At 74.9% G+C, this 26,011-nt stretch carries 24 protein-coding genes and 1 tRNA gene; 12 read left to right on the forward strand and 13 right to left on the reverse strand.

Going from position 1 to position 26,011, the window contains the following annotated elements:
* Nucleotides 1-16: 16 nt before the first annotated feature.
* Nucleotides 17-1,462, forward strand: coding sequence for a cysteine--tRNA ligase (cysS, locus tag CFLA_RS03375; RefSeq protein ID WP_013115917.1), 1,446 nt, complete (start codon nucleotides 17-19; stop codon nucleotides 1,460-1,462).
* Complete coding sequence (rlmB, locus tag CFLA_RS03380; RefSeq protein ID WP_013115918.1) at nucleotides 1,462-2,463, forward strand: 23S rRNA (guanosine(2251)-2'-O)-methyltransferase RlmB; 1,002 nt, start codon at nucleotides 1,462-1,464, stop codon at nucleotides 2,461-2,463. Before cysS ends, rlmB begins: the two co-directional genes overlap by 1 nt.
* 41 nt (nucleotides 2,464-2,504) lie before the next feature.
* On the opposite strand, the gene CFLA_RS03385 is transcribed toward rlmB, so the two are convergent.
* From CFLA_RS03385 to CFLA_RS03400, 4 genes are all read right to left on the reverse strand, one after another.
* Nucleotides 2,505-3,791, reverse strand: coding sequence for a DUF4032 domain-containing protein (locus CFLA_RS03385; protein ID WP_013115919.1), 1,287 nt, complete (start codon nucleotides 3,789-3,791; stop codon nucleotides 2,505-2,507).
* Between the two features lie 101 nt (nucleotides 3,792-3,892).
* Nucleotides 3,893-5,017, reverse strand: a complete 1,125-nt coding sequence (locus tag CFLA_RS03390) for an ABC transporter ATP-binding protein (protein WP_013115920.1) — start codon at nucleotides 5,015-5,017, stop codon at nucleotides 3,893-3,895.
* Nucleotides 5,018-5,253: 236 nt separating this feature from the next.
* Nucleotides 5,254-6,051 (reverse strand): trehalose-phosphatase, encoded by a 798-nt coding sequence (gene otsB, locus CFLA_RS03395; RefSeq protein WP_013115921.1) that lies wholly within the window; start codon nucleotides 6,049-6,051, stop codon nucleotides 5,254-5,256.
* Entirely contained in the window at nucleotides 6,044-7,483 is a 1,440-nt protein-coding gene (locus CFLA_RS03400) for an alpha,alpha-trehalose-phosphate synthase (UDP-forming) (RefSeq protein ID WP_013115922.1), read from the reverse strand. Before CFLA_RS03400 ends, otsB begins: the two co-directional genes overlap by 8 nt.
* Nucleotides 7,484-7,593: 110 nt before the next feature.
* On the opposite strand from CFLA_RS03400, the gene CFLA_RS20660 reads away from it, so the two are divergent.
* From CFLA_RS20660 to CFLA_RS03430, 4 genes are all read left to right on the forward strand, one after another.
* On the forward strand, nucleotides 7,594-10,290 hold the full coding sequence (locus tag CFLA_RS20660) for a serine/threonine-protein kinase (RefSeq protein ID WP_013115923.1): 2,697 nt from the start codon (nucleotides 7,594-7,596) through the stop codon (nucleotides 10,288-10,290).
* 62 nt (nucleotides 10,291-10,352) lie between these two features.
* Complete coding sequence (locus tag CFLA_RS03420; protein WP_013115924.1) at nucleotides 10,353-10,889, forward strand: hypothetical protein; 537 nt, start codon at nucleotides 10,353-10,355, stop codon at nucleotides 10,887-10,889.
* Nucleotides 10,890-10,958: 69 nt separating this feature from the next.
* Nucleotides 10,959-11,897, forward strand: coding sequence for a DsbA family protein (locus CFLA_RS03425; protein ID WP_013115925.1), 939 nt, complete (start codon nucleotides 10,959-10,961; stop codon nucleotides 11,895-11,897).
* A gap of 75 nt (nucleotides 11,898-11,972) precedes the next feature.
* Nucleotides 11,973-12,049, forward strand: a tRNA-Thr gene (locus CFLA_RS03430).
* Nucleotides 12,050-12,088: 39 nt separating this feature from the next.
* Here the strand turns inward: CFLA_RS03430 and CFLA_RS03435 are convergent.
* Nucleotides 12,089-12,850, reverse strand: a complete 762-nt coding sequence (locus CFLA_RS03435; RefSeq protein WP_013115926.1) for a deoxyribonuclease IV — start codon at nucleotides 12,848-12,850, stop codon at nucleotides 12,089-12,091.
* 43 nt (nucleotides 12,851-12,893) lie between these two features.
* Nucleotides 12,894-13,565: a response regulator gene (locus CFLA_RS03440; RefSeq protein WP_013115927.1), complete on the reverse strand. Its 672-nt coding sequence runs from the start codon at nucleotides 13,563-13,565 to the stop codon at nucleotides 12,894-12,896.
* 86 nt (nucleotides 13,566-13,651) lie between these two features.
* On the opposite strand from CFLA_RS03440, the gene CFLA_RS03445 reads away from it, so the two are divergent.
* Together CFLA_RS03445 and CFLA_RS03450 are read left to right on the forward strand one after the other, a co-directional pair.
* Nucleotides 13,652-14,818 carry a sensor histidine kinase gene (locus CFLA_RS03445; RefSeq protein WP_013115928.1) on the forward strand — a complete coding sequence of 389 codons (1,167 nt, stop codon included), beginning with the start codon at nucleotides 13,652-13,654 and terminating at the stop codon, nucleotides 14,816-14,818.
* A gap of 147 nt (nucleotides 14,819-14,965) precedes the next feature.
* Nucleotides 14,966-15,454, forward strand: a complete 489-nt coding sequence (locus CFLA_RS03450; RefSeq protein WP_013115929.1) for a hypothetical protein — start codon at nucleotides 14,966-14,968, stop codon at nucleotides 15,452-15,454.
* A gap of 3 nt (nucleotides 15,455-15,457) precedes the next feature.
* On the opposite strand, the gene CFLA_RS03455 is transcribed toward CFLA_RS03450, so the two are convergent.
* Nucleotides 15,458-16,279 carry an SGNH/GDSL hydrolase family protein gene (locus tag CFLA_RS03455; RefSeq protein ID WP_013115930.1) on the reverse strand — a complete coding sequence of 274 codons (822 nt, stop codon included), beginning with the start codon at nucleotides 16,277-16,279 and terminating at the stop codon, nucleotides 15,458-15,460.
* Nucleotides 16,280-16,315: 36 nt separating this feature from the next.
* Nucleotides 16,316-16,990, reverse strand: coding sequence for a uracil-DNA glycosylase (locus CFLA_RS03460; protein WP_013115931.1), 675 nt, complete (start codon nucleotides 16,988-16,990; stop codon nucleotides 16,316-16,318).
* Between the two features lie 150 nt (nucleotides 16,991-17,140).
* On the opposite strand from CFLA_RS03460, the gene napA reads away from it, so the two are divergent.
* Both napA and CFLA_RS03470 read left to right on the forward strand, forming a co-directional pair.
* A complete protein-coding gene (gene napA, locus CFLA_RS03465; RefSeq protein WP_013115932.1) occupies nucleotides 17,141-17,461 on the forward strand; it encodes a nucleoid-associated protein NapA in 321 nt (106 codons plus the stop codon).
* 108 nt (nucleotides 17,462-17,569) lie between these two features.
* Entirely contained in the window at nucleotides 17,570-18,190 is a 621-nt protein-coding gene (locus CFLA_RS03470) for a LytR C-terminal domain-containing protein (RefSeq protein WP_013115933.1), read from the forward strand.
* Nucleotides 18,191-18,239: 49 nt separating this feature from the next.
* On the opposite strand, the gene CFLA_RS03475 is transcribed toward CFLA_RS03470, so the two are convergent.
* The gene (locus CFLA_RS03475) at nucleotides 18,240-19,694 is read right to left on the reverse strand and encodes a glycoside hydrolase family 15 protein (RefSeq protein WP_148234274.1); all 1,455 of its coding nucleotides are present in this window, start codon (nucleotides 19,692-19,694) and stop codon (nucleotides 18,240-18,242) included.
* Between the two features lie 228 nt (nucleotides 19,695-19,922).
* Between CFLA_RS03475 and groL the strand changes: the two genes are divergently transcribed.
* The gene (gene groL / locus CFLA_RS03480) at nucleotides 19,923-21,548 is read left to right on the forward strand and encodes a chaperonin GroEL (RefSeq protein WP_013115935.1); all 1,626 of its coding nucleotides are present in this window, start codon (nucleotides 19,923-19,925) and stop codon (nucleotides 21,546-21,548) included.
* 108 nt (nucleotides 21,549-21,656) lie between these two features.
* On the opposite strand, the gene CFLA_RS03485 is transcribed toward groL, so the two are convergent.
* Nucleotides 21,657-22,178: a hypothetical protein gene (locus CFLA_RS03485; RefSeq protein ID WP_013115936.1), complete on the reverse strand. Its 522-nt coding sequence runs from the start codon at nucleotides 22,176-22,178 to the stop codon at nucleotides 21,657-21,659.
* A 62-nt stretch (nucleotides 22,179-22,240) separates the two neighbouring features.
* A complete protein-coding gene (locus CFLA_RS03490; protein ID WP_013115937.1) occupies nucleotides 22,241-23,473 on the reverse strand; it encodes a pyridoxal phosphate-dependent aminotransferase in 1,233 nt (410 codons plus the stop codon).
* Between the two features lie 182 nt (nucleotides 23,474-23,655).
* Between CFLA_RS03490 and CFLA_RS03495 the strand changes: the two genes are divergently transcribed.
* Nucleotides 23,656-24,135, forward strand: a complete 480-nt coding sequence (locus CFLA_RS03495; protein ID WP_013115938.1) for a hypothetical protein — start codon at nucleotides 23,656-23,658, stop codon at nucleotides 24,133-24,135.
* 122 nt (nucleotides 24,136-24,257) lie between these two features.
* On the opposite strand, the gene CFLA_RS18850 is transcribed toward CFLA_RS03495, so the two are convergent.
* Both CFLA_RS18850 and CFLA_RS18855 read right to left on the reverse strand, forming a co-directional pair.
* Nucleotides 24,258-25,052, reverse strand: coding sequence for an urease accessory protein UreD (locus tag CFLA_RS18850; RefSeq protein ID WP_187291323.1), 795 nt, complete (start codon nucleotides 25,050-25,052; stop codon nucleotides 24,258-24,260).
* A gap of 62 nt (nucleotides 25,053-25,114) precedes the next feature.
* Entirely contained in the window at nucleotides 25,115-25,990 is an 876-nt protein-coding gene (locus CFLA_RS18855) for an urease accessory protein UreD (RefSeq protein ID WP_013115940.1), read from the reverse strand.
* Between the last annotated feature and the right edge of the window lie 21 nt (nucleotides 25,991-26,011).

The following is a 26,011-nucleotide window of genomic DNA, read 5'->3' on the forward strand; positions in this document are numbered from 1 at the left end:
CCGGTAGCCTGGGCCGGTGAGCCTGCGGCTGTTCGACACCGGCACCCAGTCGGTACGTGACTTCGTGCCCCTCGTCGAGGGCGAGGTCGGCGTGTACCTGTGTGGTGCCACCGTGCAGTCGCCGCCGCACGTGGGGCACGTGCGCTCGGCCGTCGCGTTCGACGTGCTCGTGCGCTGGCTGCGGCGCAGCGGGGCGCGCGTGACGATGGTCCGCAACGTCACCGACATCGACGACAAGATCCTCGCCAAGGCCGCGGCCGCCGGCCGGCCGTGGTGGGCGTGGGCGCTGCAGAACGAGCGGGCTTTCGCCTCGGCCTACGCCGCGCTCGGCGTCCTGCCACCCGACTACGAGCCGCGCGCCACCGGTCACGTGCCCGCGATGCTCGAGCTCATGGACCGGCTCGTCGAGCGCGGGCACGCGTACGCGGCCGGCCCGGGAGACGTCTACTTCGACGTCCGCTCGTGGGCGGAGTACGGCGCGCTCACCAACCAGCGCGTCGACGACATGACGGACGTGCCCGAGGACGCCGGCTCCGGCAAGCGCGACCCGCACGACTTCGCGCTGTGGAAGGCCCCGAAGCCGGGCGAGCCGGGCACGGCCGCATGGCAGACCCGGTACGGCCGCGGTCGGCCCGGCTGGCACCTCGAGTGCTCGGCGATGGCGCACCGCTACCTCGGGGAGTCGTTCGACATCCACGGCGGCGGCCTCGACCTCAGGTTCCCGCACCACGAGAACGAGCAGGCGCAGTCCCGGGCCGCCGGGTACGGCTTCGCGCGCTACTGGCTCCACAACGGCTGGGTGACGCAGGGCGGGGCGAAGATGAGCAAGTCGCTCGGCAACGGGCTGCTCGTCACCACCGTGCTGGAGAAGGCACCCGCGGTCGTCGTGCGCTACGCGCTGACCGCCGTGCAGTACCGCTCGATGCTCGAGTGGACCGACGACACGCTCGCCGAGGCCGCGGCCACGTGGGACCGGCTCGCCGGCTTCGTGCAGCGCGCCACCGAACGCGTCGGCACCGCGTCCGACGACGAGGTCGCAGGCGTCGAGCTGCCCGCCGCGTTCGCGGCCGCGCTCGACGACGACCTGAACGTCCCCGCCGCGCTCGCGGTCGTCCACGAGACGCTGCGCGCCGGCAACAGCGCGCTCGCGGCGGGCGACGACGCCGCGGCGCGCGCGGCGATGGTGACGCTGCGCGGCATGCTCGACGTGCTGGGCCTCGACCCGGGGTCGGCGCAGTGGCGTACCGCGGGCGGCGACGGCCGCCACGCGCACGCTCTGGACGCCCTCGTCCGCGCCGAGCTCGACGCCCGCTCCGCTGCGCGGGCCGCGCGCGACTGGGCCACCGCCGACGCGATCCGCGACCGGCTCACCGCGGCAGGCGTCGTCGTGGAGGACTCCCCGACCGGCGCGCGCTGGACGCTCGCCGCGCCCACCCCCGCGCACGACACCTCGGAGGACTGATGGCCGGCAACTCCCAGCGCCGCGGCGCGACCCGCAAGGCGGGGACGAAGAAGGGGGCCCGCGTCGGGACCGGTGGTCACAGCCGGCGCGCGCTCGAGGGCAGGGGTCCCACCCCCAAGGCGGAGGACCGCCCGTACCACGCCGCGCACAAGCGGAAGGTCCAGGCCGAGAAGGCCTCGGGCACGGCGCAGACCTCCGGCCGCCCGTCGGCGCGCGCCGCGCGCGGCGCCGAGGGCAAGCGCGGCGGGCGCACGAGCTCGACCCACGAGGTCGTCGCGGGCCGCAACTCCGTGCTCGAGGCGCTGCGTGCGGGGATCCCCGTGTCCACCGTGTACCTCGCGGCGCGTCTCGAGGCGGACGACCGCACGCGTGAGATCGTCTCGATCGCTGCGGACGCCGGTCACCCCCTGCTCGAGGTCGGCCGCGCGGAGCTGGACCGGCTGACCGACGGCGCCGTGCACCAGGGCGTCGCGCTGCAGGTGCCGCCGTACGAGTACCTCGACCCGGACGACCTGCTCGACACTGCCGAGTCGTCGCAGACGGTGCCCCTCGTCGTCGCGCTCGACGGCATCACCGACCCCCGCAACCTCGGGGCCGTCCTGCGGTCCGCGGGCGCGTTCGGCGCGCACGGCGTGCTCGTGCCCGAGCGCCGCGCCGCGGGCGTCACCGCGTCGGCGTGGAAGGTCTCCGCCGGTGCGGCTGCGCGCGTGCCCGTCGCCCGCGCCACGAACCTCACGCGTGCGCTGCAGGACTACCGGCGCGCCGGCGTGTTCGTCGTCGGCCTCGACGCGGGCGGCGACGTGCCGCTGGCCGACCTGCCGTTCGCAGCCGACCCGCTCGTGCTCGTCGTGGGCTCCGAGGGCAAGGGCCTGTCGCGGCTCGTGCGCGAGCAGTGCGACGCGATCGTCTCCATCCCCATCGCGTCGGCCGTCGAGTCGCTCAACGCCGGCGTCGCCGCGGGCATCGCCCTGTACGAGGTCGCACGGCAGCGCGCGCTCTAGACACCCGACCCCGCCCCGGGTGTCCCCGGGGCGGGGTCGCCTCAACCGAGGAGCAGGTCCGGGTCCTCGTCGCTCGCCGGCTCACCGTCGCGCAGGTCCTCCGCCCGCGTGCCCAGCACCGACTGCTCGTCGGGCCGCGTCGGCAGGATCGTCGCGACGTAGCTCGCCGCGACCTCCGGCATCGGGACGTCGCGGTGCTGCTGCTGCGACAGGTACCAGCGGTGGTCGAGCAGCTCGTGGTAGATCTGCGCGGGCTCGAGCTTGCCCCGCAGCTCGCGCGGCACGCTGCGGACCGCCGGCTCGAAGATGTCGGTCAGCCAGTCGTGCGCGACGAACGCCTCGTCGTCCGCCTGACGGTCCGTCGCGGCCCGGAACTCGTCCAGGTCGTTGAGGAGCCGGCGGGCCTGGTTCTCCTGCACGTCGAGGCCCGTCAGGCGCATGAGGCGGCGCGAGTGGTGGCCGGCGTCGACGACCTTCGGCTGGATCCGCACGGTCGTGCCGTCGAGGTCCGTGGTGATGTCGAGCTCGCCGACGTCGAAGCCGAGGTCGTTGAGGCGGTCGATGCGGGCCTGCACGCGCCAGCGCTCGCCGAAGCCGAACGACTCGGTCTCCGTGAGCGCGCGCCACAGCTCCTGGTACCGCACGACGAGCGCCTCGCCGATGCCGACGGCGTCCTCGTCCTCGTCGAGGAACTCCCCGGCCTGCAGGTCCATGAGCTCGCCGATGATGTTGACGCGCGCGACCTCGAGGTCGTAGCTGCGCTGGCCGGGTGTCAGCACGTCGTGCAGGTCGCCCGTCTCCGCGTCGACGAGGTACGCGGCGAACGTCTCCGCGTCGCGGCGGAACAGCGTGTTCGACAGCGAGACGTCACCCCAGTAGAAGCCCGCGAGGTGCAGACGCACCAGCAGGACCGCGAGGGCGTCGATGAGGCGCGTCGCGGTGTCGGGCCGCAGGGACTGGCTGAACAGCGCCCGGTACGGCAGCGAGAAGGTCAGGTGCTGCGTGATGAGCACGGCCTCGAGCGGCTCGCCCTCGGGGGAGCGGCGGCCGGTGATGACGCCCACGGGCTCGACGCTCGGCACGTCGAGCTTGCGGAGCTGCCGCAGCAGCTCGTACTCGCGGTACGCGACGGTCTCGCCGATCTCCTTGATGGCGATGACGCGGCCCGAGAGCCGCGCGAAGCGCACGATGTGCCGCGAGATGCCGCGGGGGAGAGCGGCCAAGGTCTCCTGCGGCCACTGCTCGAGCGGGATGTGCCACGGCAGGTCCAGCAGCGCGGGGTCGGGGTTCGCCGCCGTGATCTGCAGACGCTGTGCCGTGACGCTCATGGAGCGATCCTCTCAGGTCGGGCTGACGTCCGTCCTCGAGACGCCGCGAGGCGGGCCCGGCGTGGTGCCGGACCCGCCTCGCGGGACGTGCTCGTGGGACGTCAGCGCATGCGCTCGCCGGAGCCGGCGTGGAACAGGTGCTGCTCCTGCGGGCGGATGCGGACGTTGATCGTCGAGCCCTTCGGCGGGACCTGGCGGGGGTCGACGCGGACGATGACCTGCGCGTCACCGGCACCGGAGTGCACGGCGGCCGCCTGGCCGAACTCGTTCGTCAGCGCGCCGTAGACGTACGCGTCCGAGCCGAGCTCCTCGACGATGTTCACGACGACCGGGAACGAGTCGGGGGTGCTCGCCGGCACGACGTCCAGCGACTCGGGGCGGAAGCCGACCGTGATGTGGCCCTTGTCGTCGTCCGTCAGCGCGGCGACGGCCTCGCGCGGCAGCGCCAGGCGCGAGGAGCCGACCGAGGCCGAGCCCTCGAGCACCGGGAACGTGCCGATGTTCATGGCCGGCGAGCCGATGAAGCCCGCGACGAAGACGTTGGCCGGCGTGTCGTACATGTCACGCGGCGTGCCGACCTGCTGCAGGATGCCGTCCTTGAGGACCGCGATGCGGTCGCCCATGGTGAGGGCCTCGGTCTGGTCGTGCGTGACGTAGACCGTGGTGACGCCGAGGCGGCGCTGCAGCGACGCGATCTGCGTGCGCGTCTGCACGCGGAGCTTGGCGTCGAGGTTCGACAGCGGCTCGTCCATGAGGAACACCTGGGGCTGACGCACGATGGCGCGGCCCATGGCGACACGCTGGCGCTGACCACCGGAGAGGGCCTTCGGCTTGCGGTCGAGGTACTGCGTGAGGTCGAGGATCTTGGCGGCCTCCTCGACGCGGCTGCGGATCTCCGCCTTCGGCGTGCCGGCGATCTTGAGCGCGAAGCCCATGTTGTCGGCGACCGTCATGTGCGGGTACAGCGCGTAGTTCTGGAAGACCATCGCGATGTCGCGGTCCTTCGGCTGCACGTCCGTGACGTCGCGCTCACCGATGAGGATGCGGCCGGCGTTGACGTCCTCGAGGCCCGCGAGCATGCGCAGGGAGGTCGACTTGCCGCAGCCCGAGGGGCCGACGAGGACGAGGAACTCGCCGTCCTCGATGTGGAGGTTGAGCGCGTCCACCGCGGGACGCTCGGTGCCCGGGTAGATTCGGGTCGCGTGGTCGAAAGTGACCGTAGCCATGGCTGTGCCATTCCCTTCACCGGCAGGTACGTGCCGGACGATCCGTCGTGAAGAGTGTCAACGCAGGTCCGCGGGGATGCGGGCCTGCTGAGCCCAGTGTCTCCGCTGACACGGGTCGAGGGGGGTCGCGCACGACCTCCCTCGGCCGCGGCCAGTATGGCACAGGTCACGTGCGGCCCCGCCGGGACCGACGGCCCTCGACGTGCGGTGCACGAGCGTTCACCCGTGCGCCGCCGTCAGGACGTCGTCAGGGCGTCGTGCAGCAGCGCCAGGGCGGCGACGCCCGCCTGCGGGTCCGCGACGCGGAACCGCGCGACCGTGCCGCCCTCGCCCACCTTCACGGTCACGTCCTGCGGGTCGAGCGCCTCGAAGGCGTGCTCGTCCGTGACGTCGTCGCCCGCGTAGAGCACGACGGGTGCCCCGAGCTCGTGGCGCAGCGCCTGCAGCGCCGTCCCCTTGTCCGCGGGGAGCACCGACAGCTCGACGACGTCCTTGCCGTGCAGCGTGCCCACGCCGAGCTCGGTGCCCAGCGCGACGGCCTCGGCCTCGGCCGGCTCGGCGTCCGCGGGCTCCGCGAGGCGCGTGTGCACCACGACCGCCGTCGGCTTGGACTCCACCCAGACGCCGTCGCGACCGCGCGCGACCGCGGCGGCCCGCGCCCCGAGCGCGGCGAGCAGGTCCGCCTGCGCGTGCGTCAGCTCCACGACGTCGCGGTCGAGGCCGAACTGCGTCACCCGCGCGCGCTCGGCGCCGTGGCTGCCGACGAGGTAGGTGCCCGGCGGCACCTGCGCGAGCGCGTGCAGGTCCGCCATGGCGCGCCCCGAGACGAGCGCGAGGTGTACGCCGTCGACGGCGGCGAGCGACTCGAGCACCTCGACGCCGGCGGGCAGGATGCGCGACGCGGCCGGGTCGTCCTGCAGCGGAGCGAGCGTGCCGTCGAAGTCGAGCGCGACCAGCAGCGGCCGCGCGGCGGCGTCCGCGCCCAGGCCCGTCAGGCGCTCGCGCAGGTCGTCGGGTACGCGGGCGTCAGCCACGGTGCTCCCTGACGGGCACGGCCGTCAGCGCGGCCAGGAACTGCCCCGACCACGCCGCGACGTCGTGGGTGAGCACGCGGCGCCGCAGGCGGCGCATCCGCTTGCGCGCCTCCTTGGGGTCGAGGTGCACGGCGTACGTGATGGCGTCCTTCATGCCGTCGATGTCGTGCGGGTTCACCAGCACGGACCCCACGAGCTCGTCGGCGGCACCCGTGAACTCGCTGAGCACGAGCGCACCGCGCTCGTCGGAGCGCGCGGCCACGTACTCCTTGGCGACGAGGTTCATGCCGTCGCGCAGGGCGGTGACGAGCATGACGTCCGCGGCGAGGTACAGCGCCGCCATCTCCTCCATGGGGAAGGACTGGTGCAGGTACTGCACCGGAGCGTGCCCGACCTGGCCGTGGTCGCCGTTGATGCGCCCCACCAGCAGCTCCACCTCGTCGCGCAGCTGCTGGTACGCGCCGACGTTCTCACGGCTCGGGCTGGCGACCTGCACGAGCGTGGTGCTCGTCGCGGACAGGCGCCCGTCCTCGAGCAGCTCGCCGTAGGCCTTGATGCGGTGCCGGATGCCCTTGGTGTAGTCGAGCCGGTCGACGCCCAGCAGCAGGTGCTGCGGGTCGCCCAGCTCGCGGCGGATCTCCCGTGCGCGCTCCTGCACGGCCGCGGTGCGCGCGAGCTCGTCGAACGCGTGCGAGTCGATGGAGATGGGGAACGCCTGCGCGCGCACGTGCCGCTGCTGCGGCGTGCCCTCGTCGACCGTGACCATCTGGCCGCGCGTCGTCAGGTCCGTCAGGCGGCGCACGATGCGCACGAAGTTCGCCGCGTCCCCACCCCGCTGGAAGCCGATGAGGTCGGCGCCGAGCAGCCCCTCGACCACCTGCTTGCGCCACGGCAGCTGCGCGAAGATCTCCAGCGGCGGGAACGGGATGTGGTGGAAGTAGCCGATGCGCAGGTCCGGCCGCAGCTCGCGCAGGAACGCCGGCACGAGCTGGAGCTGGTAGTCGTGCACCCAGACCGTCGCCCCGGGCGCCGCGTTGGCCGCGGCCGCCTGCGCGAACCGCTCGTTGACGCGCCGGTAGGCGTCCCACCACTGGCGGTGGAACTGCGGGGAGGCGATGACGTCGTGGTACAGCGGCCACAGGGTGTCGTTGGAGAAGCCCTCGTAGTACCGCTCGACGTCGGCCTCGGTGAGCATGACGGGCACGAGCTCCGTGCCGTCGACCTCGAACGGCTCGAGCTCGAGGTCCGGGGACCCGCCCCAGCCGACCCAGGCGCCCTTGGTGCGCGACATGACGGGCGCGAGCGCCGTGACGAGCCCACCGGGGGACCGGGTCCAGCTCGGTCCGCCCTGCTCGTCCAGCGTGACGTCCACGGGGAGGCGGTTCGCGACGACGACCAGGTCATGGCCGTCGTGCGGCGCGTCGATGGGCACCAGATCAGCTCCTTGCGGGGTGTCTCGACCTCCGACCCTAGTCGTCCCACGGGTGACACGCTCGGGCGACGGAGGCACGAGGCGTCGTGCGGAACGACTAGGTTGCCCGCATGGAGCGCAACGGTCTGACGCCGGGGTCACAGATCGGCGGGTACACGATCGTCGCCCCGCTGGGCTCGGGCGGCATGGGCACCGTGTACCGCGCGGTCGACGACGGCGGGGACGCGGTCGCCCTCAAGCTGCTCCACCCGCACGTCGCCTCGGACACCGCCGTCCGCGCGCGTCTGATGCGCGAGGTCGCCGCGCTGCAGCGGCTGCGGCACCGCTCGGTCGCGGCCGTGCTCGACGCCGAGGCGGACTCGACCGAGGCGTTCCTCGTGACCGAGCTCGTCGCGGGGGACACCCTCACCGACCGGGTGCGCGAGAACGGTCCGCTCGACGCCGACGAGCTCCTCGCACTCGCGGAAGGACTGCGCTCGGCGCTCGCCGCCGTGCACGCCGCGGGGGTCGTGCACCGCGACCTCAAGCCGTCGAACGTGCTGCTGACCGACGACGGGCCCGTCCTCATCGACTTCGGCCTCGCGCAGGGCGTCGACGACGACGCGAACCTCACGACCGCGGGCTTCGTGCTGGGCACGCCGGGCTACCTCGCACCCGAGCTGCTCGACGGCGGCGAGCCGGGACCAGGCACCGACCTGTGGGGCTGGGCAGCGCTGCTCGCGTTCGCTGCGACCGGCCGTGACCCCTTCGGCAGCCGGCCGGTGGAGGCGGTCCTGGCGCGGGCGCGGGCCGGCGACGTCGACCTCGACGGCGTCGGTCCGGTGACGCGCGCCGCGGTCGCGGGCGCGCTGCGTCCCGACCCGGCCGACCGCGCGGACCCCGTGGAGGTCGTCGCGGCGCTGCGGACGGTCGCGGAGCAGGGCGAGCAGCCGCCGGGAACGGTGCCGACGTTGGCGCTCGGCGCCGGTGCGGCCGCGGCGGCGGCGGGCGCGACAGGGAACGGCAAGGGCAAGGGGAAGAAGGCGAAGGCGAGGGCGAGGTCCGCCGGCGGCGCGGCCGAGGGTGGCGGCGCGGCCGCCGTCGGCGCTGCGGCAGTGGTCGTCGGTGCTGCGACCGCTGCGGGCGCCGCAGCGGCCGGCGGCCCCCCGCGCGCGGGTGGTGCCGACGGCGGACCGGCGGGTGACGACGACCGGAGCGAGCCGGAGGGCCTCGACGACCGGACCGGTCCGGACGGTTCCGACGACCTGGGTGCCCCGGAGGGGCGCGACGACGACGCCGACCCGGCCGACGAGGCGGCGGCCGACCCCGCCGACGAGGCGGCGGCCGACCCCGCCGATGAGCCGGCGGCCGACCCCGCGGCCGACCCCGCGGCCGACCCCGCGGAGGAGGCTGCGGCGGCCGACCACGAGAGCGGTCCGGTCGAGGATGCGGACGGCACCGACCTCGACGACGACGCCGAGCCCACCGCGGGCGAGCCGGTGGTCGTCGAGGACACCGACGGCGCCGAGGCCGCGCGCGACGACGCGGACGGGGCGCTGGACGACGTGGACCTCGACGGCCACGGTGACGCGGACCTCGACGGCGACCGCGACGGCGATCCCGACGACGAGCGCGACGGCGACGGTGACCCCGACGGCGAGCGCGACGGCGACGGTGACCCCGACGGCGAGCGCGACGGCGACGGTGACCCCGACGGCGAGCGCGACGGCGACGGTGACCCCGACGGCGAGCGCGACGGCGACGGTGACGGTGACCCCGACCGCGACCCCGACCGCGACGGCGGTCTCGACGACGGCGACCGCGACGTGGTCGCGACCGAGCTCGTCGAGCAGCGCGTGCCCACGCAGGACGAGCTCGGGACGGTCGCGCTGGCGACGTCGGGGACGGCCGTCGGCGGTGCCGCCGCGGCTGCTGCTGCGGCGACGGTCGCGGCGCCCGAGGCGCCGGTCAACGACGGTCGCACCGTCGCCGTGCCGGTCCGCGAGCCGGAGGCGCCCGCCTCCGTCGCGCCGGGACGGCAGGAGGACGCCCGGCGCGGGGCGGGCGCCGAGCTCGAGCCGTACGACGACGCGGACGAGGCCGACGACCCCGACGACGACCCCGACGCCCTCGACCCCCTCGGGTGGGCCGAGGGCGACCCCGAGCAGCCCGAGGAGCTCGAGGAGCTTGAGGGCGAGGAGTGGTGGTACGAGCGACCGCCGGCACGCCGGCGCTGGGGCTCGCTGCTCGCGCTCGCGCTCGTCGTGGTCCTCGCCGGCATGCTGCGCCCGGTCCTCACCGTCGCCGTCGTGCTGGTGCTGGTCGTCGTGGTGCGGACCGTGGGCGCGACGGTCGAGGCGATGCACGGACGCCGGGAGCGGCGCGGCGTGCGGCGCTCCGACCGGGTGCTCGCGGTGCTCTCGACGCCCTGGTACCTCCTGCGCTCGGTGCTGGGCGTCCTGCCGTCGCTGCTGGTCGGCGGAGCCGTGCTGCTCATCACCGTCGGCTTCGGCTGGTGGCAGATGGACTCGGGCCGCTGGGAGGTGGCCGGGTCCCCCCTGGGCCAGGAGCCGCAGGGCAGCACGGCGGCGTTGCTGGCCGGCGGGCTCGTCGCGCTCGCGGTGACCTTCCTGTGGTGGGGCCCGCTGTCGCGCATGACGCGCACGGGTGCCCGCCGCACGCTCGCGGCGGTCGCGCCCGGTCCCGTCGGTGCGCTCGTGCTCGTGGTGGTCGCGCTCGTCGCGGCGGTGGTGCTGCTGAACCAGGTGCTCGACGTGCCTCCGATCGACTTCTGGCCTGCCCCGACGCCGACGCTCCCGCGGCCCTGATTCACAGGTTCCGCCGACCGGGGAAGGTGCCCGCGGGCGTCGACGAGCCCTAGGCTGGTCCCGTGCGTGCGACGGCGACGGTGCGGGCGGTGGCCCCTGTGGTCCGGCGCGCCCGGCTGCGCCCCGATCTGCGCCCGCACCTCCTCGGTGCGCTCGCGGTGCTGCTCTCGGCGCTGTCGGTGGTGCTCGCGGCGCACGGCCGCGTCCTGCTGCACCAGTGCGTCGTCGCGGACGGTCCCCTGGCCTCCGTGGGCGTGCGCATGGCCGTGCTGCGCTCGGCGGTGGAGTGCCCCGAGGGCACGCTCGGCCTCGGGGCCGCGTCCACCGGCGCCGTGCTGCTGCTGAGCGTCGCGCTGCCCGTCGTCGTGCTGCACCTGCTGCTGGTCGCCTGCGGCCTGGGGCTCGGTGTCGTGCTGCGCCGCGGCGCGGCCGCCGTCGCCTCGCTGCTCGTCGCGCACCTCCTGCCCCCTGTCGTGGCCGTGGGTCTGCCGGCCGTCGCCGAGCGTCGTGCCCTGGCGGGCACCGGTGCGGGCCTGCGCGTGCCGCGGGACCGCGAGCACGACCCGGCGCGCCCGCGGCGCGGCCCGCCGGTGCGCTGACGCGTCCGCGCGCGACACCCGCCCCCCACCACCCGCCGGCCGTGCCGGCACCTCTGACCAGGAGTACGCATGCCCACGAACGAACCCCGTCCCACCAAGTCGCAGCGCCGCGACGAGGCACGCCTCAAGGCGATCGCCATGCGTCAGGAGCAGGAGCGCAAGGCGAAGCGCACCCGGATGATCGCCATCGGCGGCCTGATCGCCGCCGTCGTCGTGCTCGGCGGCGTCGTCTTCGCGATCGTCCGCCAGGGCCAGGCCAACGCCGAGGCGTACGGCGACGTCGTGTTCGCCGCCGGCACCGAGAACAGCCTCGTGCCGCCGTTCGACGAGCTCGACGCCCCCGACGTCGCGGACGACGAGGGCGGCATCCCCGTCAGTGCGGGCGGCGTCGGCGTCGCCGGCGAGGACGACGTCGTCGTCGAGGTCTACTACGACTTCATGTGCCCGTGGTGCGGCCGGTTCGACGCCGCCAACTCCGGCGAGCTCGACAGGCTCGCCGCCGAGGAGGGCGTGACCGTGGTGTACAAGAACATCGCGTTCCTCGACGGCAACTCCCAGGGCACGTTCTACTCGACGCGCACCGCCAACGCGGCCGCCGTCGTCGCTGCCGAGGCGCCCGAGCAGTACACCGCCTTCGTCACCGCGCTGTTCGCGAACCAGCCGGAGGAGGGCACGGCCGGTCTGAAGGACAGGCGCATCGCGGAGATCGCGACCGAGGTCGGCGTGCCGCAGGAGGTCGCCGACTCCTTCACCGCGACCGTGGACGGCACCTACGAGGTCGCCGTGTCCGAGGACGAGAAGGAGACCCGCGAGGGCACGTGGCGCACGTACGCGCCGTTCGTGGCCGCGACCACGGCGCAGGCAGGTCAGGACCTCGGTGGCCTGAGCACGCCGACCGTCCTCATCGACGGCGAGAAGTGGGGCGGCGAGGGCCAGGACCTGTACTCGACCGGTCCGCTGACCCAGGCCATCCTCGACGCGGTCGCCGCGAAGGGCGCCGCGGGCTGATCCCGACGCGCCGCGGCCGCCCGTCCCCCGGGGGACGGGCGCCCGCGGCGTCCCGGCCGGTACCCTGGCCGCCTCGCCTCCTTAGCTCAGTCGGCCAGAGCACCTGTCTTGTAAACAGGGGGTCGTCGGTTCGAATCCGACAGGGGGCTCCACCCGGTGGGCGCGTGCGCCTCACCGCTCCCAGGGCCGCCTCAGGCGCCCAGGGCCTCGCGCAGGTACGCGATGTCGTCGGCCTGCGTCTCGGACGGTGTCTCGACGACCACGTCGCACCCGGCCTGGCGCACGACGTGCGCGAGCAGCTCGCGCGGGATCGTGCCGTCGGCGAAGCCCGCGTGCCGGTCGCGGCTCGACCCGTGCGGGTCCCGCGAGGAGTTGGCGTGGACGAGGTCGATGCGCCCGGTGACGGCGGTCAGGCGCTCGACGATCGTCTCGAGGTCCTCACCGGCGGCCCACGCGTGGCACGTGTCGAGGCACACGCCGACGTCGTACCCCCCGATCGCGTCCCACAGCATCGCCCAGCGGTCCAGCGTGCGGGCGCACGCGTTCTCCCCGCCCGCGGTGTTCTCCACCAGGACGCGCACCGGGAACGTCGCGCGCTCGAACGTCTTGCGCCAGTTGTCGATGCCGACCGCGACGTCGTCGCCGTCACCGACGTGCCCGCCGTGCACCACCAGGCCCCGCGCGCCGAGGTCCGCGGCCGCCGCGGTGTGCTGCGCGATCATGTTGCGGCTCGGGATGCGGATGCGGTTGTTGGTGGACGCGACGTTCACGAGGTACGGCGCGTGCGCGTAGATCCCCAGGCCCGACGCGACGAGGTCGTCGGCGTCGGGGCGGCGCACCGGCTTCTTCCAGCCCTGCGGGTCCGCGAGGAACACCTGGACGGCCTGCGCGCCCACGCGGGCGGCCTCGACCAGGGGCTCGTCGCCCCGCACGTGCGCACCGATCAGCACCACGACGTCCTCCTCGTCCTGCGCCCGTCGCGCGTCCTCGGGTTGCTCACAGGGCCGGCCCCGTCTCCTCCAGCAGCCGCAGCGCCGCGCTGACGCGCGGGTTGCGGGCCGGCTCGGCGTCGATGCCGAGCGTCGCGTAGATGGCGTAGACGTGGTTCTGCACCGACTTCTCGGTGATGTCGAGGCGCTCCGCGATGCCCGCGTTGGACAGGCCCTGCGCGAGCAGCCGCAGCACCTCGTACTGCCGGTGCGTCAGGCGCGCGACCGCCGAGCCGGCGCGGGGGGTGACCCGGTCCAGCAGCGTGCGGTCGAGCACCGTCTCGCCGGCCGCGGCGGAGCGCACGGCGTGCAGGAGGGTCGACTCGCTCGTCCCGCTGGTCTTCGACAGGTAGCACCAGCCGTGCGCGACGTCGCGGGGCAGGTCGAGGAGCAGGTCCATCGCGTCGTGCGCGGACAGCAGCAGGACGCCGATGTCCGGCTGCGCCCGGCGCAGCGTGACGCCCAGTGCGATGCCGTTGCCGTCGGGCAGGTCGATGTCGAGCACGACGACGTCGGCGACGCCCGGCCGCAGCGCCTCGCGGGCCTCGGTGACGCTGCCGACGGTGACCACGACCTCCAGGCCCGGGGCGTCGGCGATGGTCCGCTCCAGCATGGAGCGGAACAGCGGCTGGTCCTCGACGAGTGCGACGCGCAACGGGCGTGCGGCGGTGGGGGTCATCACCGCCAGTATGGTCACGCCGGGGGCGCGTCGACGAGGACGCGCGCCGACGTCTCGCTCAGCGGGACGGCGAGGGGGTGGGGACCATGGGTGCCGCGCGCGACGCGACGCAGCCGGCGGTGCGCCGGGAGGACGTCGTCGCCGACCGGCTCACGCTCCTGCGGGGGACGGGGATCATCGCGCTGGGCTACGCGCTGGGCGCGTCGTTGCAGAGCGCGTGGATCTACTCCGCGCTCGTGCCGGAGTGGGCGCAGGTCGACCTGTGGCGCCGACTGGCGGCCAACGGGATCGCCGTGGCCGGGCTCGTGGTGGCGCTCGGGCTGCTGGGTGCGCACCGGGCGGCGGGGCGGGTGCTGGCGGCGCGCGTGCTGACGGCCGCGCTCTTCATGGCGACCCTGCGCACGGCGGTGCAGGTCGGCCTGGGGGTGCATCCGCCGGACGACACCGACTCCCTGGTCGCGGAGTTCGTCACGGGCACGATCATCGCGGCGCTGTCCGCGGCGACGGGGGTGTGGGCGCTGGTGTCGCGCCGGCGCATGCGGGCCGCGACGCGCGCGGCGGAGCGCCAGGCCGTGAGCGTCGAGCTCGCGGTGCGGGCGCTCGAGGTCGAGGAGATCCGGGTGCGCCGGCAGGTCGCCGAGGGGCTGCACGGCACGGTGCAGCAGCGGCTGCTGCTGGTCGACGCGCGGCTGGCGGGCGTGCAGGAGCAGGTCGGTGACCTCGCGCCGCAGGTCGCGCACGACCTGGCGTGGGCCCGCGAGGAGCTGGCCCTGTCGCGCGAGCAGGACGTGCGGCAGATGAGCCGGCTGCTCTACCCGGAACGCCTCGAGATGGGCCTGGTCCCGGCGGTGCGGGCGCTGCTCGGCCGGCTGCCGGCGGCGATCGCCACGCGTCTGCGGGTGGGTGAGGCGCTGCGGGAGGTCGACGACCCGTCGGCCACCGGTCTCACCGTCGCCGACCGGCTGCTGGCGGTGCGCGTGGTCGAGGAGGCGGTCTCGAACGCGCTCAAGCACGGCCCGCCCGGGCTGGTCGAGGTGCACCTGGACCTGGAGGGCGACGTGCTGCGGGTCGTCGTGCTCAACGACGGCGACCCCTACGAGCCGCCCGCGGTGCCCGACCCGGCGTCGGGCACGGCGCGTCTGGGCGAACGGCTGCGCCTGGTCGGCGGCGAGCTGCGGGTCGAGGCGCGCGCGCCGACGGGCGCCCGCGTCGAGGCGGTGCTCCCGCTCGGGGTGCAGGCGGACGAGGCGTGAGCGGGTGGCGCAGGCGTGGACGAGGGGTGAAGAAGGCGGACAAGCGCGGCGGTGCTGAGGGGTAGCACCCACGCCCGGCGGAGGGCGTTCCTGCGAGGTCGTCATAGTGGTCTGGACACCCGTCCAGACCACTGGGAACGAGCCCGCATGAACCCCCCCGCCCCCCGACCCGGGCTGCTGGTCCGCATCGAGGCGTGGTCGGCGGTGCGCAGGGTCGGGGTCCTCACCGCGTTCGCGGGTGCGACCTGCCTCGTGGCGTTCCTCTGGCCGGCCGCGCTGGGTGGCTGCACCGCGCTCGACGTGGTGCCCGCCGGGGCCGCGGGGCACGGGCTCGTGGCCGGGGACCTCGTGGTGACGCGGTGCGGACCGCCCGGGGTCGGCGACCGCGTGGTGCACCGGGAGTCCGGCAGCGCGTGGTCCGTGGGGCTCGTGACGACGTCGGACGCCGACGGCTGGTGGGTGCGCGGTGGTGACGGTGTCGGCCGCGCGGTGCCCGCGGAGCCCGACGTGCTCGACCCGCTGCCCGTCCACGTCGCCCGGCCGGTCGCGGTGGTGGTCGCCGGCGGGGCGGTCGCGGTCACGGGGCTCCTGGCGGCGGCGGCCGTGCGCCGCCGCGCCGCCGCCCGGCCGGCCTGATCCTCAGTCGACGGGCGTGGGCTGCGGCCGCTTCGCCGCGAGCAGGTCACCGGACGAGCGCCCCCGCAGCCGCCGCGTGGCCCACGGGTACGCGTGCTCGCGCAGCCACCGGGCGTCCGCGCGGGCGCGCTCGAGCCGCGGCACCGGCGGCAGCGGCGCGAGGGGGTCGTCCCAGTCGGCGCGGTCGGGCGGCAGGCCGAGCGCGACGAGCGCCGCCTGCGCGACGCGCGTGTGCCCCGGGGTGGTCAGGTGGATCCGGTCGTCGGCCCACATGCGCCAGTCGTGCAGGCTGCGCATGCCCCACATGTCGAGCACGTACGCGCCGTGGCGGCGCGCGATCGACCAGACGTGCGCGGTGAAGATGCCCACGCGCGGTCGCGTGGCGCGCACGAGCGGGCTGTCGTGGGTGTCGAACCCCGTGCCCATGAGGACGTCGACCCCCTGGCTGCGCACGTGCGCGACGACCCGCTCCAGATCGGCCGCGACGCGCTCGACGTCGACCGACGGACGCAGGATGTCGTTCCCCCCACCGATGATGCTCACGAGGTCCGGTCCGAGCTCGAGCGCCGCGGGGACCTGCTCGGTGAGGATCGGGCGCATGAGCCGCCCGCGGACCGCGAGGTTCGCGTACTCCAGCGGCTCGCGCCCGGCGGCCGTGCGCCGCCGGGACAGGTGCGACGCGAGCTGGTCGGCCCAGCCGCGCAGCGGCGCGTCCTGCCCGTCGGGGGCGTCCCACAGGCCCTCGGAGAACGAGTCGCCGCACGCGACGTAGCGGGTCCAGCGGGGGGCGGCGGAGGGCTCGGCGGTGTCGGCGGTGTCCGTCATGCCTCCATCATGTCCGTTCCGTGACCCGGCCCGGCGCTACGGTAGGCGCCAGTCGACCGGGCCGGCGCCCTGCTCGCGCAGCAGCGCGTCGACGCGCGAGAAGGGCCGGGAGCCGAAGAACCCCCGTGACGCGGAGAGCGGGCTGGGGTGGGGGCTCGCGACGACGGGTACGTCGCCGAGCGCGGGGCGCAGCGACTGCGCGTCGCGCCCCCACAGCACGGCCACCAGCGGTCCCCCGCGCTCGACGAGGGCGGCGATCGCGCGGTCGGTGACGGCCTCCCAGCCCTGGCCGCGGTGCGACCCGGACGCGCCCGGCCGCACCGTGAGGACGCGGTTGAGCAGCATGACGCCCTGGTCGGCCCACGGTGTGAGGTCCCCGCAGGTGGGGCGCGGGACGCCGACGTCCGCGACGAGCTCGCGGAAGACGTTGTCCAGCGAGCGCGGCACCGGGCGCACGTCCGGCTGGACCGAGAAGGACAGGCCCATGGGGTGCCCCGGGGTGGGGTACGGGTCCTGGCCGACGACGAGCACGCGGACGTCCGCGAGCGGCCGCTGGAACGCGTGGAGGATCCGGTCGGCCGCAGGAAGGTACGCGCGGCCCGCGGCCACCTCGGCGCGCAGGAACGCCCCGGCGGCGCGCAGGGACGGCTCGGCAGGTGCCAGCGCACGGGCCCAGTCGGGCGCGACCAGGTCCTCGAGGGGGGCGATCACGACGCGGAGACTACCCGCGCGTGCGAATGACACCCGTGTCGTTCGCCGCGTACGATCCGACGCGAGCACGCGGCACGGCGACCCGCCTCGCGCACGTCGCCGCACGTCGCACCGCCCCGACCCACGCACACGGACGCACGGAGGAGAGCCATGGACGGCAACGCCGGCGCGGTGACCCGGACGGTCGCGGACGACCTGCGCGACGACGAGCGCGGGGCCGACGGCCTCAGCGAGCGGGACCGGCAGGTCCTGGCGTTCGAGCGGCAGTGGTGGAAGTACGCCGGTGCCAAGGAGCAGGCCGTGCGTGAGCTGTTCGACATGTCGGCCACGCGGTACTACCAGCTCCTCAACGCGCTCATCGACGACCCGGCGGCGCTCGCGCACGACCCGATGCTCGTCAAGAGGCTGCGCCGCATGCGTTCGTCGCGGCAGCGCGCCCGCACGGCCCGTCGCCTCGGGGCCGAGGCCTGAGGCCCGGGCCGGCACCGCGCCCGGTACGTCCCGCTCGGTCCCGGCTGCGTCGGGAGCGAGCGGCGGGGCGCACCCTGACCGGCACGACGACCGGATAGCCTTGCGGCCGTGAGCAAGGCCGACTACCCCTACCCCGAGGACGAGTTCGACGCGATCTCGCCCGACGCGCCGACCGGTGTCCACCGCGCACCCCGGTCCGCGTGGAGCCGGTGGTGGCCGTTCGTGCTCGTTCTCGTCCTGGTCCCTGCGCTCGCGTACGGAGCCGTGGCGTTCCTGTCGCGCACCGGCGACGTGCCGCTCGTGGGCGGGCCGACGCAGGGGCAGGAGGAGCCGGGCGGCGAGGAGCTGCCGGCGGACGGCACCGGCGAGGGGGAGGCCACGCCCGAGGGCGAGGGGCAGGACGAGGAGACGCCGCCGGAGACGGAGACCACCACGCCACCGCCCGCGCCGCAGCTCGACGTCCCGGTGGTCGTGCTCAACGGTGCGCGCGTCAGCGGCCTCGCCGGGCGTGTCGCGGAGGAGCTCGAGGGCGCCGGGTTCGTCGACGTCAAGCCGGACAACGCGACCGAGCCGTTGCCTCCGATCTCCACCGTGTACGTCGCGTCCCCCGACCTGCAGACGACCGGTGAGCTCGTCGCCACCACCGTCGGGGTCTCGGCCATCGTGGTCGACCCCGAGCAGGCCGGCCTGGCCGTGACGCTCGTGCTCGTCACCGACCCCGACGCCTGAGCCCCCGCCGGCACCCCGGCGCCCGGCGGCTACCGACGCGCGGGGACGCTCACGCGTCGTCCAGCGCGTCGACCGCCAGCAGCACGCACGCCGCGCTCCAGCCGAGCGGCGCCACGGCCGCGGGTGTGCCGTCGGCGAGGATCTTCTCCGGGATCGCACCCGAGGGCGTGCGACTGCGCTCGACCACGTCGAGCCAGTGCGTCGCGCGCGCGACGTCCCCCTGCTCGGCCGCGACCCACGCGTACAGCGTGGTCTGCGGTGTCCACGAGACGCCGTCGCGCCGCCACGCGCCCCCGGGGGCCAGCCCGTCGGCGGGCCGTCGCATCGACGGCACGGACGCGCGCCACGCGTCGACCGCACCGGGCGGCTGGTGCGTCCAGAACGGCGCGAGCACGAAGGCGCTCGCCGCGTCCGGGACGGTCCGCGTCGCGTACCGGCCGTAGTCGGTCGGCCCGAAGGCCTCGACGACGGCCCGGCGCGCACGCGTCGCCCCGGCCGCGGCGGCACGTGCCGGCCCGGGCCGCCCGGCGGCGTCGAGCACGACGCCGGCCTGCTCGAGACCCGCGACCAGGGGTGCCGCCGTCCCGAGCGTGACCTCCTGCTCGTCGACCTCCCAGTAGTCGGGGGAGGCGGGCGGCAGGCCGCCCGCGACGAGGTCCAGGGCATGCGTCGCCGACCGCTCGACCAGCGGCGCGAGCCGCTGCGCGACGGCCGTCCGCTCGTCCGCGTCCACCTCGGCCAGCACGAGCCCCGCCGCCCACATCGCCCAGCCCGTGCCGTCGGCCTGCAGTCCGCGGTCGTCGGGCGGGCCCGAGCCGTCGGTGCGGTAGCGGGCGTGGAACGCGCCGTCCGGTTCCTGCACCTGGGCGAGGAAGTCGAGCACCGCCAGCGCGTCGTCGACGTGCCCGGTGCGGGCGAGCGCCACGGCCACGAACGCCGAGTCGCGCGGCCACACGTACCGCCAGTGCGACGACCAGCCGGCCACGACCACGCCGTCGGCGACCGTCAGCGAGTGCAGGTCGAGCAGCGCCGCCCGCGCGAGGTCCTCGTGCGGGCCGCCCGCGCCGGGCACGTCTCCCGCCGCGAGCCACGCCTGCTGCTCCGCTGCGGCGGCGGCCGCGGCGGCGGGCCCGACGTGCACCGACGTGGTGGGCGAGGCGCCGAGCGCGGCCGCGAGGACAGCCGCCGCCGGGTCCGCCACACGCGTGCCGGGCAGGAACAGCGGGACGGCGTCCGCCGGGACGCCGGTGCGGCGGCCGCCGGGCAGCACGGCGACCGCCTGCTGGTACAACGGGATCTGCGCGTGGGCGGCGTCGGTCGGTGCGCCGACGCCGGTGCCGACCCCGGCGGCGGCGCCCGTGCCGACCCCCGCCGCGGTGCCGGCGGGTGCCGCTCCGGCCGGCACGGCACCGCTCGCGGCAGTCGTGAGCAGGGCAGCGACCAGTGCGACCACCGCGCGGGTGCGGGGTCGTCGGGGGCGGCTCACGACCACCGTGTCGGGCACACCGAGCACCCTAGGGCCTGCGGGGCGGGCGGGGGCAGGACCCGCCCGCTGCTTGCACTCGGAGGTGCCGAGTGCTAACCATTGGTCTTAGCACTCTCCGGTGGAGAGTGACAGCACACCCGGCCGTCAGGTGAGGGTCGTCGTGAGCGTGACGTGAGCGCGAGCGGCGGCCCGTCCGTCGCGGGCACCGACCGGCCACCCACGAACCGGAAGAAGGATCACAGCCCCATGGCCAAGATCATCGCCTTCGACGAGGAGGCCCGGCGGAGCATGGAGCGCGGGCTCAACGTCCTCGCCGACACCGTCAAGGTCACCCTCGGCCCCAAGGGCCGCAACGTCGTGCTCGACAAGAAGTGGGGCGCGCCGACGATCACCAACGACGGCGTCTCCATCGCCAAGGAGATCGAGCTCGAGGAGCCGTTCGAGAAGATCGGCGCCGAGCTGGTCAAGGAGGTCGCGAAGAAGACGGACGACGTCGCCGGTGACGGCACGACGACCGCGACCGTCCTGGCCCAGGCGCTCGTGCGCGAGGGTCTGCGCAACGTGGCCGCCGGCGCCAACCCGATCGCCCTGAAGAAGGGCATCGAGAAGGCCGTCGAGGCCGTCACGGCCCAGCTCCTGGCCCAGGCCAAGGAGATCGAGACCAAGGACGAGATCGCCGCCACGGCCGCCATCTCCGCCGGCGACCCCGCGATCGGCGAGCTCATCGCCGAGGCCCTCGACAAGGTCGGCAAGGAGGGCGTCATCACGGTCGAGGAGTCCAACGCCCTCGGCCTGGAGCTCGAGCTCACGGAGGGCATGCGCTTCGACAAGGGCTTCCTGTCGGCGTACTTCGTGACCGACCCGGAGCGCCAGGAGGCGGTCCTCGAGGACGCGTACGTCCTGCTCGTCGAGTCCAAGGTCTCGAACGTCAAGGACCTGCTGCCGCTGCTGGAGAAGGTCATCCAGGCCGGCAAGCCGCTGCTCATCGTGGCCGAGGACGTCGAGTCCGAGGCGCTGGCGACGCTCGTCGTCAACCGCATCCGGGGCATCTTCAAGTCCATCGCCGTCAAGGCGCCGGGCTTCGGTGACCGCCGCAAGGCGATGCTGCAGGACATGGCCGTCCTCACCGGTGGCCAGGTCGTCTCCGAGACCGTCGGCCTCAAGCTCGACTCGGTCGGCCTCGAGGTGCTCGGCACCGCGCGCAAGGTCGTCGTGACGAAGGACGAGACCACGATCGTCGAGGGTGGCGGCGAGGCCGACCAGATCGCCGGCCGCGTCAAGCAGATCCGCGCCGAGATCGACAACTCCGACTCGGACTACGACCGCGAGAAGCTCCAGGAGCGCCTCGCCAAGCTCGCCGGCGGCGTCGCCGTCATCAAGGCGGGCGCGGCCACCGAGGTCGAGCTCAAGGAGCGCAAGCACCGCATCGAGGACGCCGTCCGCAACGCGAAGGCGGCCGTCGAGGAGGGCATCGTCGCCGGTGGTGGCGTCGCGCTCATCCAGGCCGGTGCCAAGGCGTTCGAGAAGCTCGAGCTCGAGGGCGACGAGGCGACCGGTGCCAACATCGTGAAGTACGCGATCGAGGCCCCGCTCAAGCAGATCGCCGTCAACGCCGGCCTCGAGGGCGGCGTCGTCGCGGAGCGCGTGCGCAACCTCCCCGCCGGTCAGGGCCTCAACGCCGCGACCGGTGTGTACGAGGACCTGCTGGCCGCGGGCGTCAACGACCCGGTCAAGGTCACGCGGTCCGCGCTGCAGAACGCGGCGTCGATCGCGGCGCTGTTCCTCACCACCGAGGCCGTCGTGGCCGACAAGCCGGAGAAGGCCGCTGCGCCCGCCGGTGGCGGTGGCGAGGACTTCGGCGGCGGCTTCTGACGCAGCTGGGCACCACCTGAACGGTCCGACGGCCGGCCATCCGCGAGGGTGGCCGGCCGTCGGCGTCCGCCGGAGCATCGGTGCCCGGCTGCGCGGGGCGCGCGCAGGTCAGCGCGGCGGCTCGGGCGATGGCGGCTGGGGCGTGGGCGGTGCCGGCGGGACCGGCGGTGCCGCGTCGGTCGACGGCGGAGCCCAGGGCTGCGCCGCATCGGGCGCGGCGTAGCGGTCGCCGGTCGACGGCAGGGCGGGCTCGCCCGTGCCGTACGTCACCGCGCCGCCGTACGGGGCACCTCCGTAGGCCCCCGTCCCGTACCCGGCCGCGGGGTCGTAGCCGCCGTACGGCGGGGTGCCGCCGTAGGCCAGCGCGAGCCGCTGCTCCGCCTCGCGCAGCCGCCGCTCGATCGGCCACTCGACGAAGGCGAACATGATCATGAAAACGATGTTGGCGACGGGCACGAGCAGCAGCAGCCCGTGCCACAGCGTCCAGCCGGCCTTGCGGGCGATCCGCATGTACATGTAGACGCCGAACACGATCAGCGCGATGTACAGCACGGACATCAGTCCGATCGCGGCGATCGCTCCGGCACCGGCACCGGCGCCGGAGTCGTAGCCGTAGGAGTCGTTCGTCATGGGGCGCGTGTTCCTGGGGTGGTGGGGGACGGGCGCGCCAGGGTACCGCCGAGCGGGCGTGGTCAGCGGGGCGTCTGCCGGTACGACGCCAGGAAGTTCCCCATGCGCTCGACGGCCTCGGCGAGCACGCGCGCCTCGGGGAGCGTGACGATGCGCAGGTGGTCCGGCGTCGGCCAGTTGAAGCCGGTCCCCTGGACCAGCAGGATCTGCTCGCTCACGAGCAGGTCGTAGACGAGCTGCGCGTCGTCGACGATGCCGAAGTGCTCGGGGTCCAGGCGCGGGAACAGGTACAGCGCGCCGTCGGGCTTGGTGCACGAGACGCCGGGGATCGCGTTGAGCCCCTCCCACGCGACCTGCCGCTGCTCGTGCAGCCGGCCGCCGGGCGCGATGAGTGCCTCGATCGACTGCACGCCCCCGAGCGCGGCCTGGATGGCGTGCTGCGCGGGCACGTTGGGGCACAGGCGGGTCGACGCGAGCAGCGTCATGCCCTCGAGGAAGCCCTTCGCGTGACCCTGCGGCCCGGTCACGACGACCCACCCGGCGCGGTAGCCCGCGACGCGGTACGTCTTCGACAGCCCGTTGAACGTCAGGCACAGCAGGTCCGGCGCCACGCTCGCGAGGGGGATGTGCTGCGCGCCGTCGTAGAGGATCCGGTCGTAGATCTCGTCGGCCAGGAGCAGCAGGCTGTGCTCGCGCGCGATGTCCGCGATCTGCTCGAGCACCTCGCGCCGGTACACCGCACCGGTGGGGTTGTTGGGGTTGATGACCACGATCGCCTTGGTCCGCGGCGTGATCTGCTCGCGGATGTGCTCGATGTCCGGCTCCCAGCCGTTGTTCTCGTCGCACCGGTAGTGCACGGGCTTGCCGTCGGACAGGCTCGTCATGGCCGTCCACAGCGGGTAGTCGGGGGACGGGATGAGCACCTCGTCGCCCTCGTCGAGCAGCGCCTGCAGCGTCATGGTGATGAGCTCGGAGACGCCGTTGCCCAGGTAGATGTCGTCGACGTCGAACGTCGGGAAGCCCTCGACCGTCTCGTAGCGCGTGACGACCGCGCGCCGCGCCGGCAGGATGCCGCGCGACTCCGTGTACCCGTGCGCGTGGGGCACGGCGGCGATGACGTCGGCGACGATCTGGTGCGGCGCGTCGAACCCGAACGCCGCCGGGTTGCCCGTGTTGAGCTTGAGGACGCGGCGGCCCTCGGCCTCCATGCGTGCGGCCTCGTCCAGTGCCTTGCCCCGGATCTCGTACAGGACGTTCTTCAGCTTGGCGGACTGGTCGAGCGGTCGCAGGAGCATGCGTCGCAGCGTATCCCCGTCGCAGCGGCCGTCGCTGGGGCCACCTGCCCACTGGTGGCCTGGTCGCCCGGCGGTACGTCCGGCGTACCCCGGTTCACCCGGTGCCGAAAGGCTTCACCGCCGTGCGCCCGCCCTCGGGGCCTGATGGGGTACCGGCACGGACGACGAGGTCGGAGGAACGTATGCGCGCACGGACGATCCAGGTGCTCACGGCGGTCGCACTCGCGGCGGGACTCACGACGACGGTGCCGGCGACGGCGGCGCCCCCGACGGAGGGCATCGGGCCCGGGCCCGTCATCCCCGGCCCGGAGGTGCCGCGTCCGACGCAGCCGCCGCTGGCGTGGGAGGTCGAGCTGAAGGACGGCTGGCGCTCGCCGAGCTGGAAGCAGTCCACCGACGGGGTGACGGCGGTCGTCGACCTCGACTGCGGGGGCGTGTGGAGCTTCCGTCTGCCGCAGTACTGGGTGCAGCTCGTGCCGGAGGACGGACGCATCCGCCCCGCCGTCATGCCCGACCCGGTGCCGTGCGGTGTGACGCACACGTTCCGGTGGAAGGAGCCGGCCGGGGCGTTCCACCTCCTGCTCACCAAGGTCTCCGACGACGGCGTCGTGCTGCGCGGCAAGATCGCGGTGCACGTGCCGCAGCGCGTCGGCACACCCTGACGCCGTCCACCCACCGGGACGCGCGCTCCGCGAGACCGGGCTCGGGTGGCGCAAGCGATCGCGGACGCCACGTCAGCCCGGTCTCGCGCGCGTCCCGTCCCACGACGCGGGCGTGAGGCTGCTCAGCGGCGGGGTCGCGGCAACGCGACGGCGAGGTCGGTGTCGTGGACCCTCGCAGCCGGGCCGCGCAGCACGCTGCCCTCCTGGTCGAGCTGCAGCGCCTCGGGGTGCTCGAGGCGCGCGCCGAGGACGAGCAGGGTGTCCAGGCGCACCTCGTCCGCGGGCGGGCGCGGCCCGGGGACGGCGCCGTCCGCGACCGTCGCGAGCGCCGGGTGGAGGGCCGAGGCGAGCGGCGCCGACGGCTCGACGACGAACGTGTCGGCCAGCAGCGGGCTGCCGTCGAGGCGCGCACGGATCGTCGAGCGGATGCGGCCGCCCGTCCGCCCGGCGCGGCTGAGCACGAGCGTCTCGCGCAGGACGACGCGTGCGCCGGGCGCGAGGTCGACGTGCGTCAGGCGCAGCACGTCCGCGCCCTCGGCGACGACGATCGGCAGTGTCGGCCACACCAGCACCGCGTCCTGCGCGAGCCGCACGTCGATGAGCCACTGCGTGCGCGCGTGCTGCACGGCGTGCGCGCCGACGCCCGTGATCTCGACGATCTCCAGCTCGCGCCCTGCGGCGACGGCCACGTCGATGCGGCCGTGCTGCGCGTCGGTGCGTCCGTCCGGTCCCTGCAGCTCCGGCGGCACGACCAGTGCGACGCGCGCGCGGTCACCCGCGTCGGGCAGCCGGTACGCCTGCAGCACGTCGCTCGTGACTGCGACGTCCCCCGTCGCGGTGACGGACACGTGCGTTCCGACGACCCGCGGCAGGCCGAAGCGTGCGCTGTCGTGCGTCGTGACCTGCAGGACGTCCACCCCCGTGTACGTGCTCGTGCCCGACCGCCTCCCCGCGGGCGGGCACGAGCCTGAGGACATGATCACCGACGTGGGCGGCGCCCGCCAGCGGGGAGGGGCGCACGACCAGGCGGCGGCGCCGCGGGTGTCGGCCACGGTCCGGCCTGTCCCGGCGTCGTGCCCGGACTCGGGGTCGCGGCGCGGCGGGCCCGGACGACCGTGCACGCGAGGTCGCCGGCGTGGGCGTCGGCACCGAACGTGCGGACCAGCGTCCCCGGGCGGTCGAGCTGCAGCACGTCCGCGCCTGCCGGCACCTCGTCGTCGTACCTGGCACCCAGCAGCGTGACGGTGTCCAGGCAGCGGGCACCGCCGAGCAGCGCGGGGTCGTCGCGGGCTCCGGGGTCGACCGTGAGCGTCTCGACGAGCAGCGGCCGGCCGGCGAGGCGCGCGTCGGTCGTCGTCGTCAGGTGCCCGCCCGCCTCGCCGGTGCGGCCGAGCACGAACGTCTCGCGCAGCACCGCGCACGCCTCGTCGGCGAGGTCCAGCGACGTGCGGCGGCGGACGTGCGCGCCCGTCGCGACGACGAACGGCAGCGCGTCCCACACGAGGGACGCCCCGGTACCGAGGCGCACGTCGACGCGCCAGTCGGCCGAGCCGCCCTGCATGTCGTACGCGACCGTGCCGGCCACCTCGACGAGCTCGAGCGCGAGACCGTCCTCGACGTCCACAGCGATCCGCACGTCGTCATCCGCGAGCAGCAGCGCCTGCGTGGCGACGAGCGCGACGCGCACCGTGCCGTCCTCGTCCGGCAGGCGACGGCACGAGAGCAGGCCACCGGCCAGGTCGGCGCGCACGCGCCCGCCGGCGCGGGTCAGGCGGACGTGGGTGGGCGCCGGCCCACCCGTTGGCCCGCCCGTCGCCCCGTCGGCCCGCGCCGGCGCGTCGACCGTGCTCGTCATGCGCGCGTCCCTGTCGCCGGC

The sequence above is a fragment of the Cellulomonas flavigena DSM 20109 genome (assembly GCF_000092865.1).
GTDB lineage: Bacteria > Actinomycetota > Actinomycetes > Actinomycetales > Cellulomonadaceae > Cellulomonas > Cellulomonas flavigena.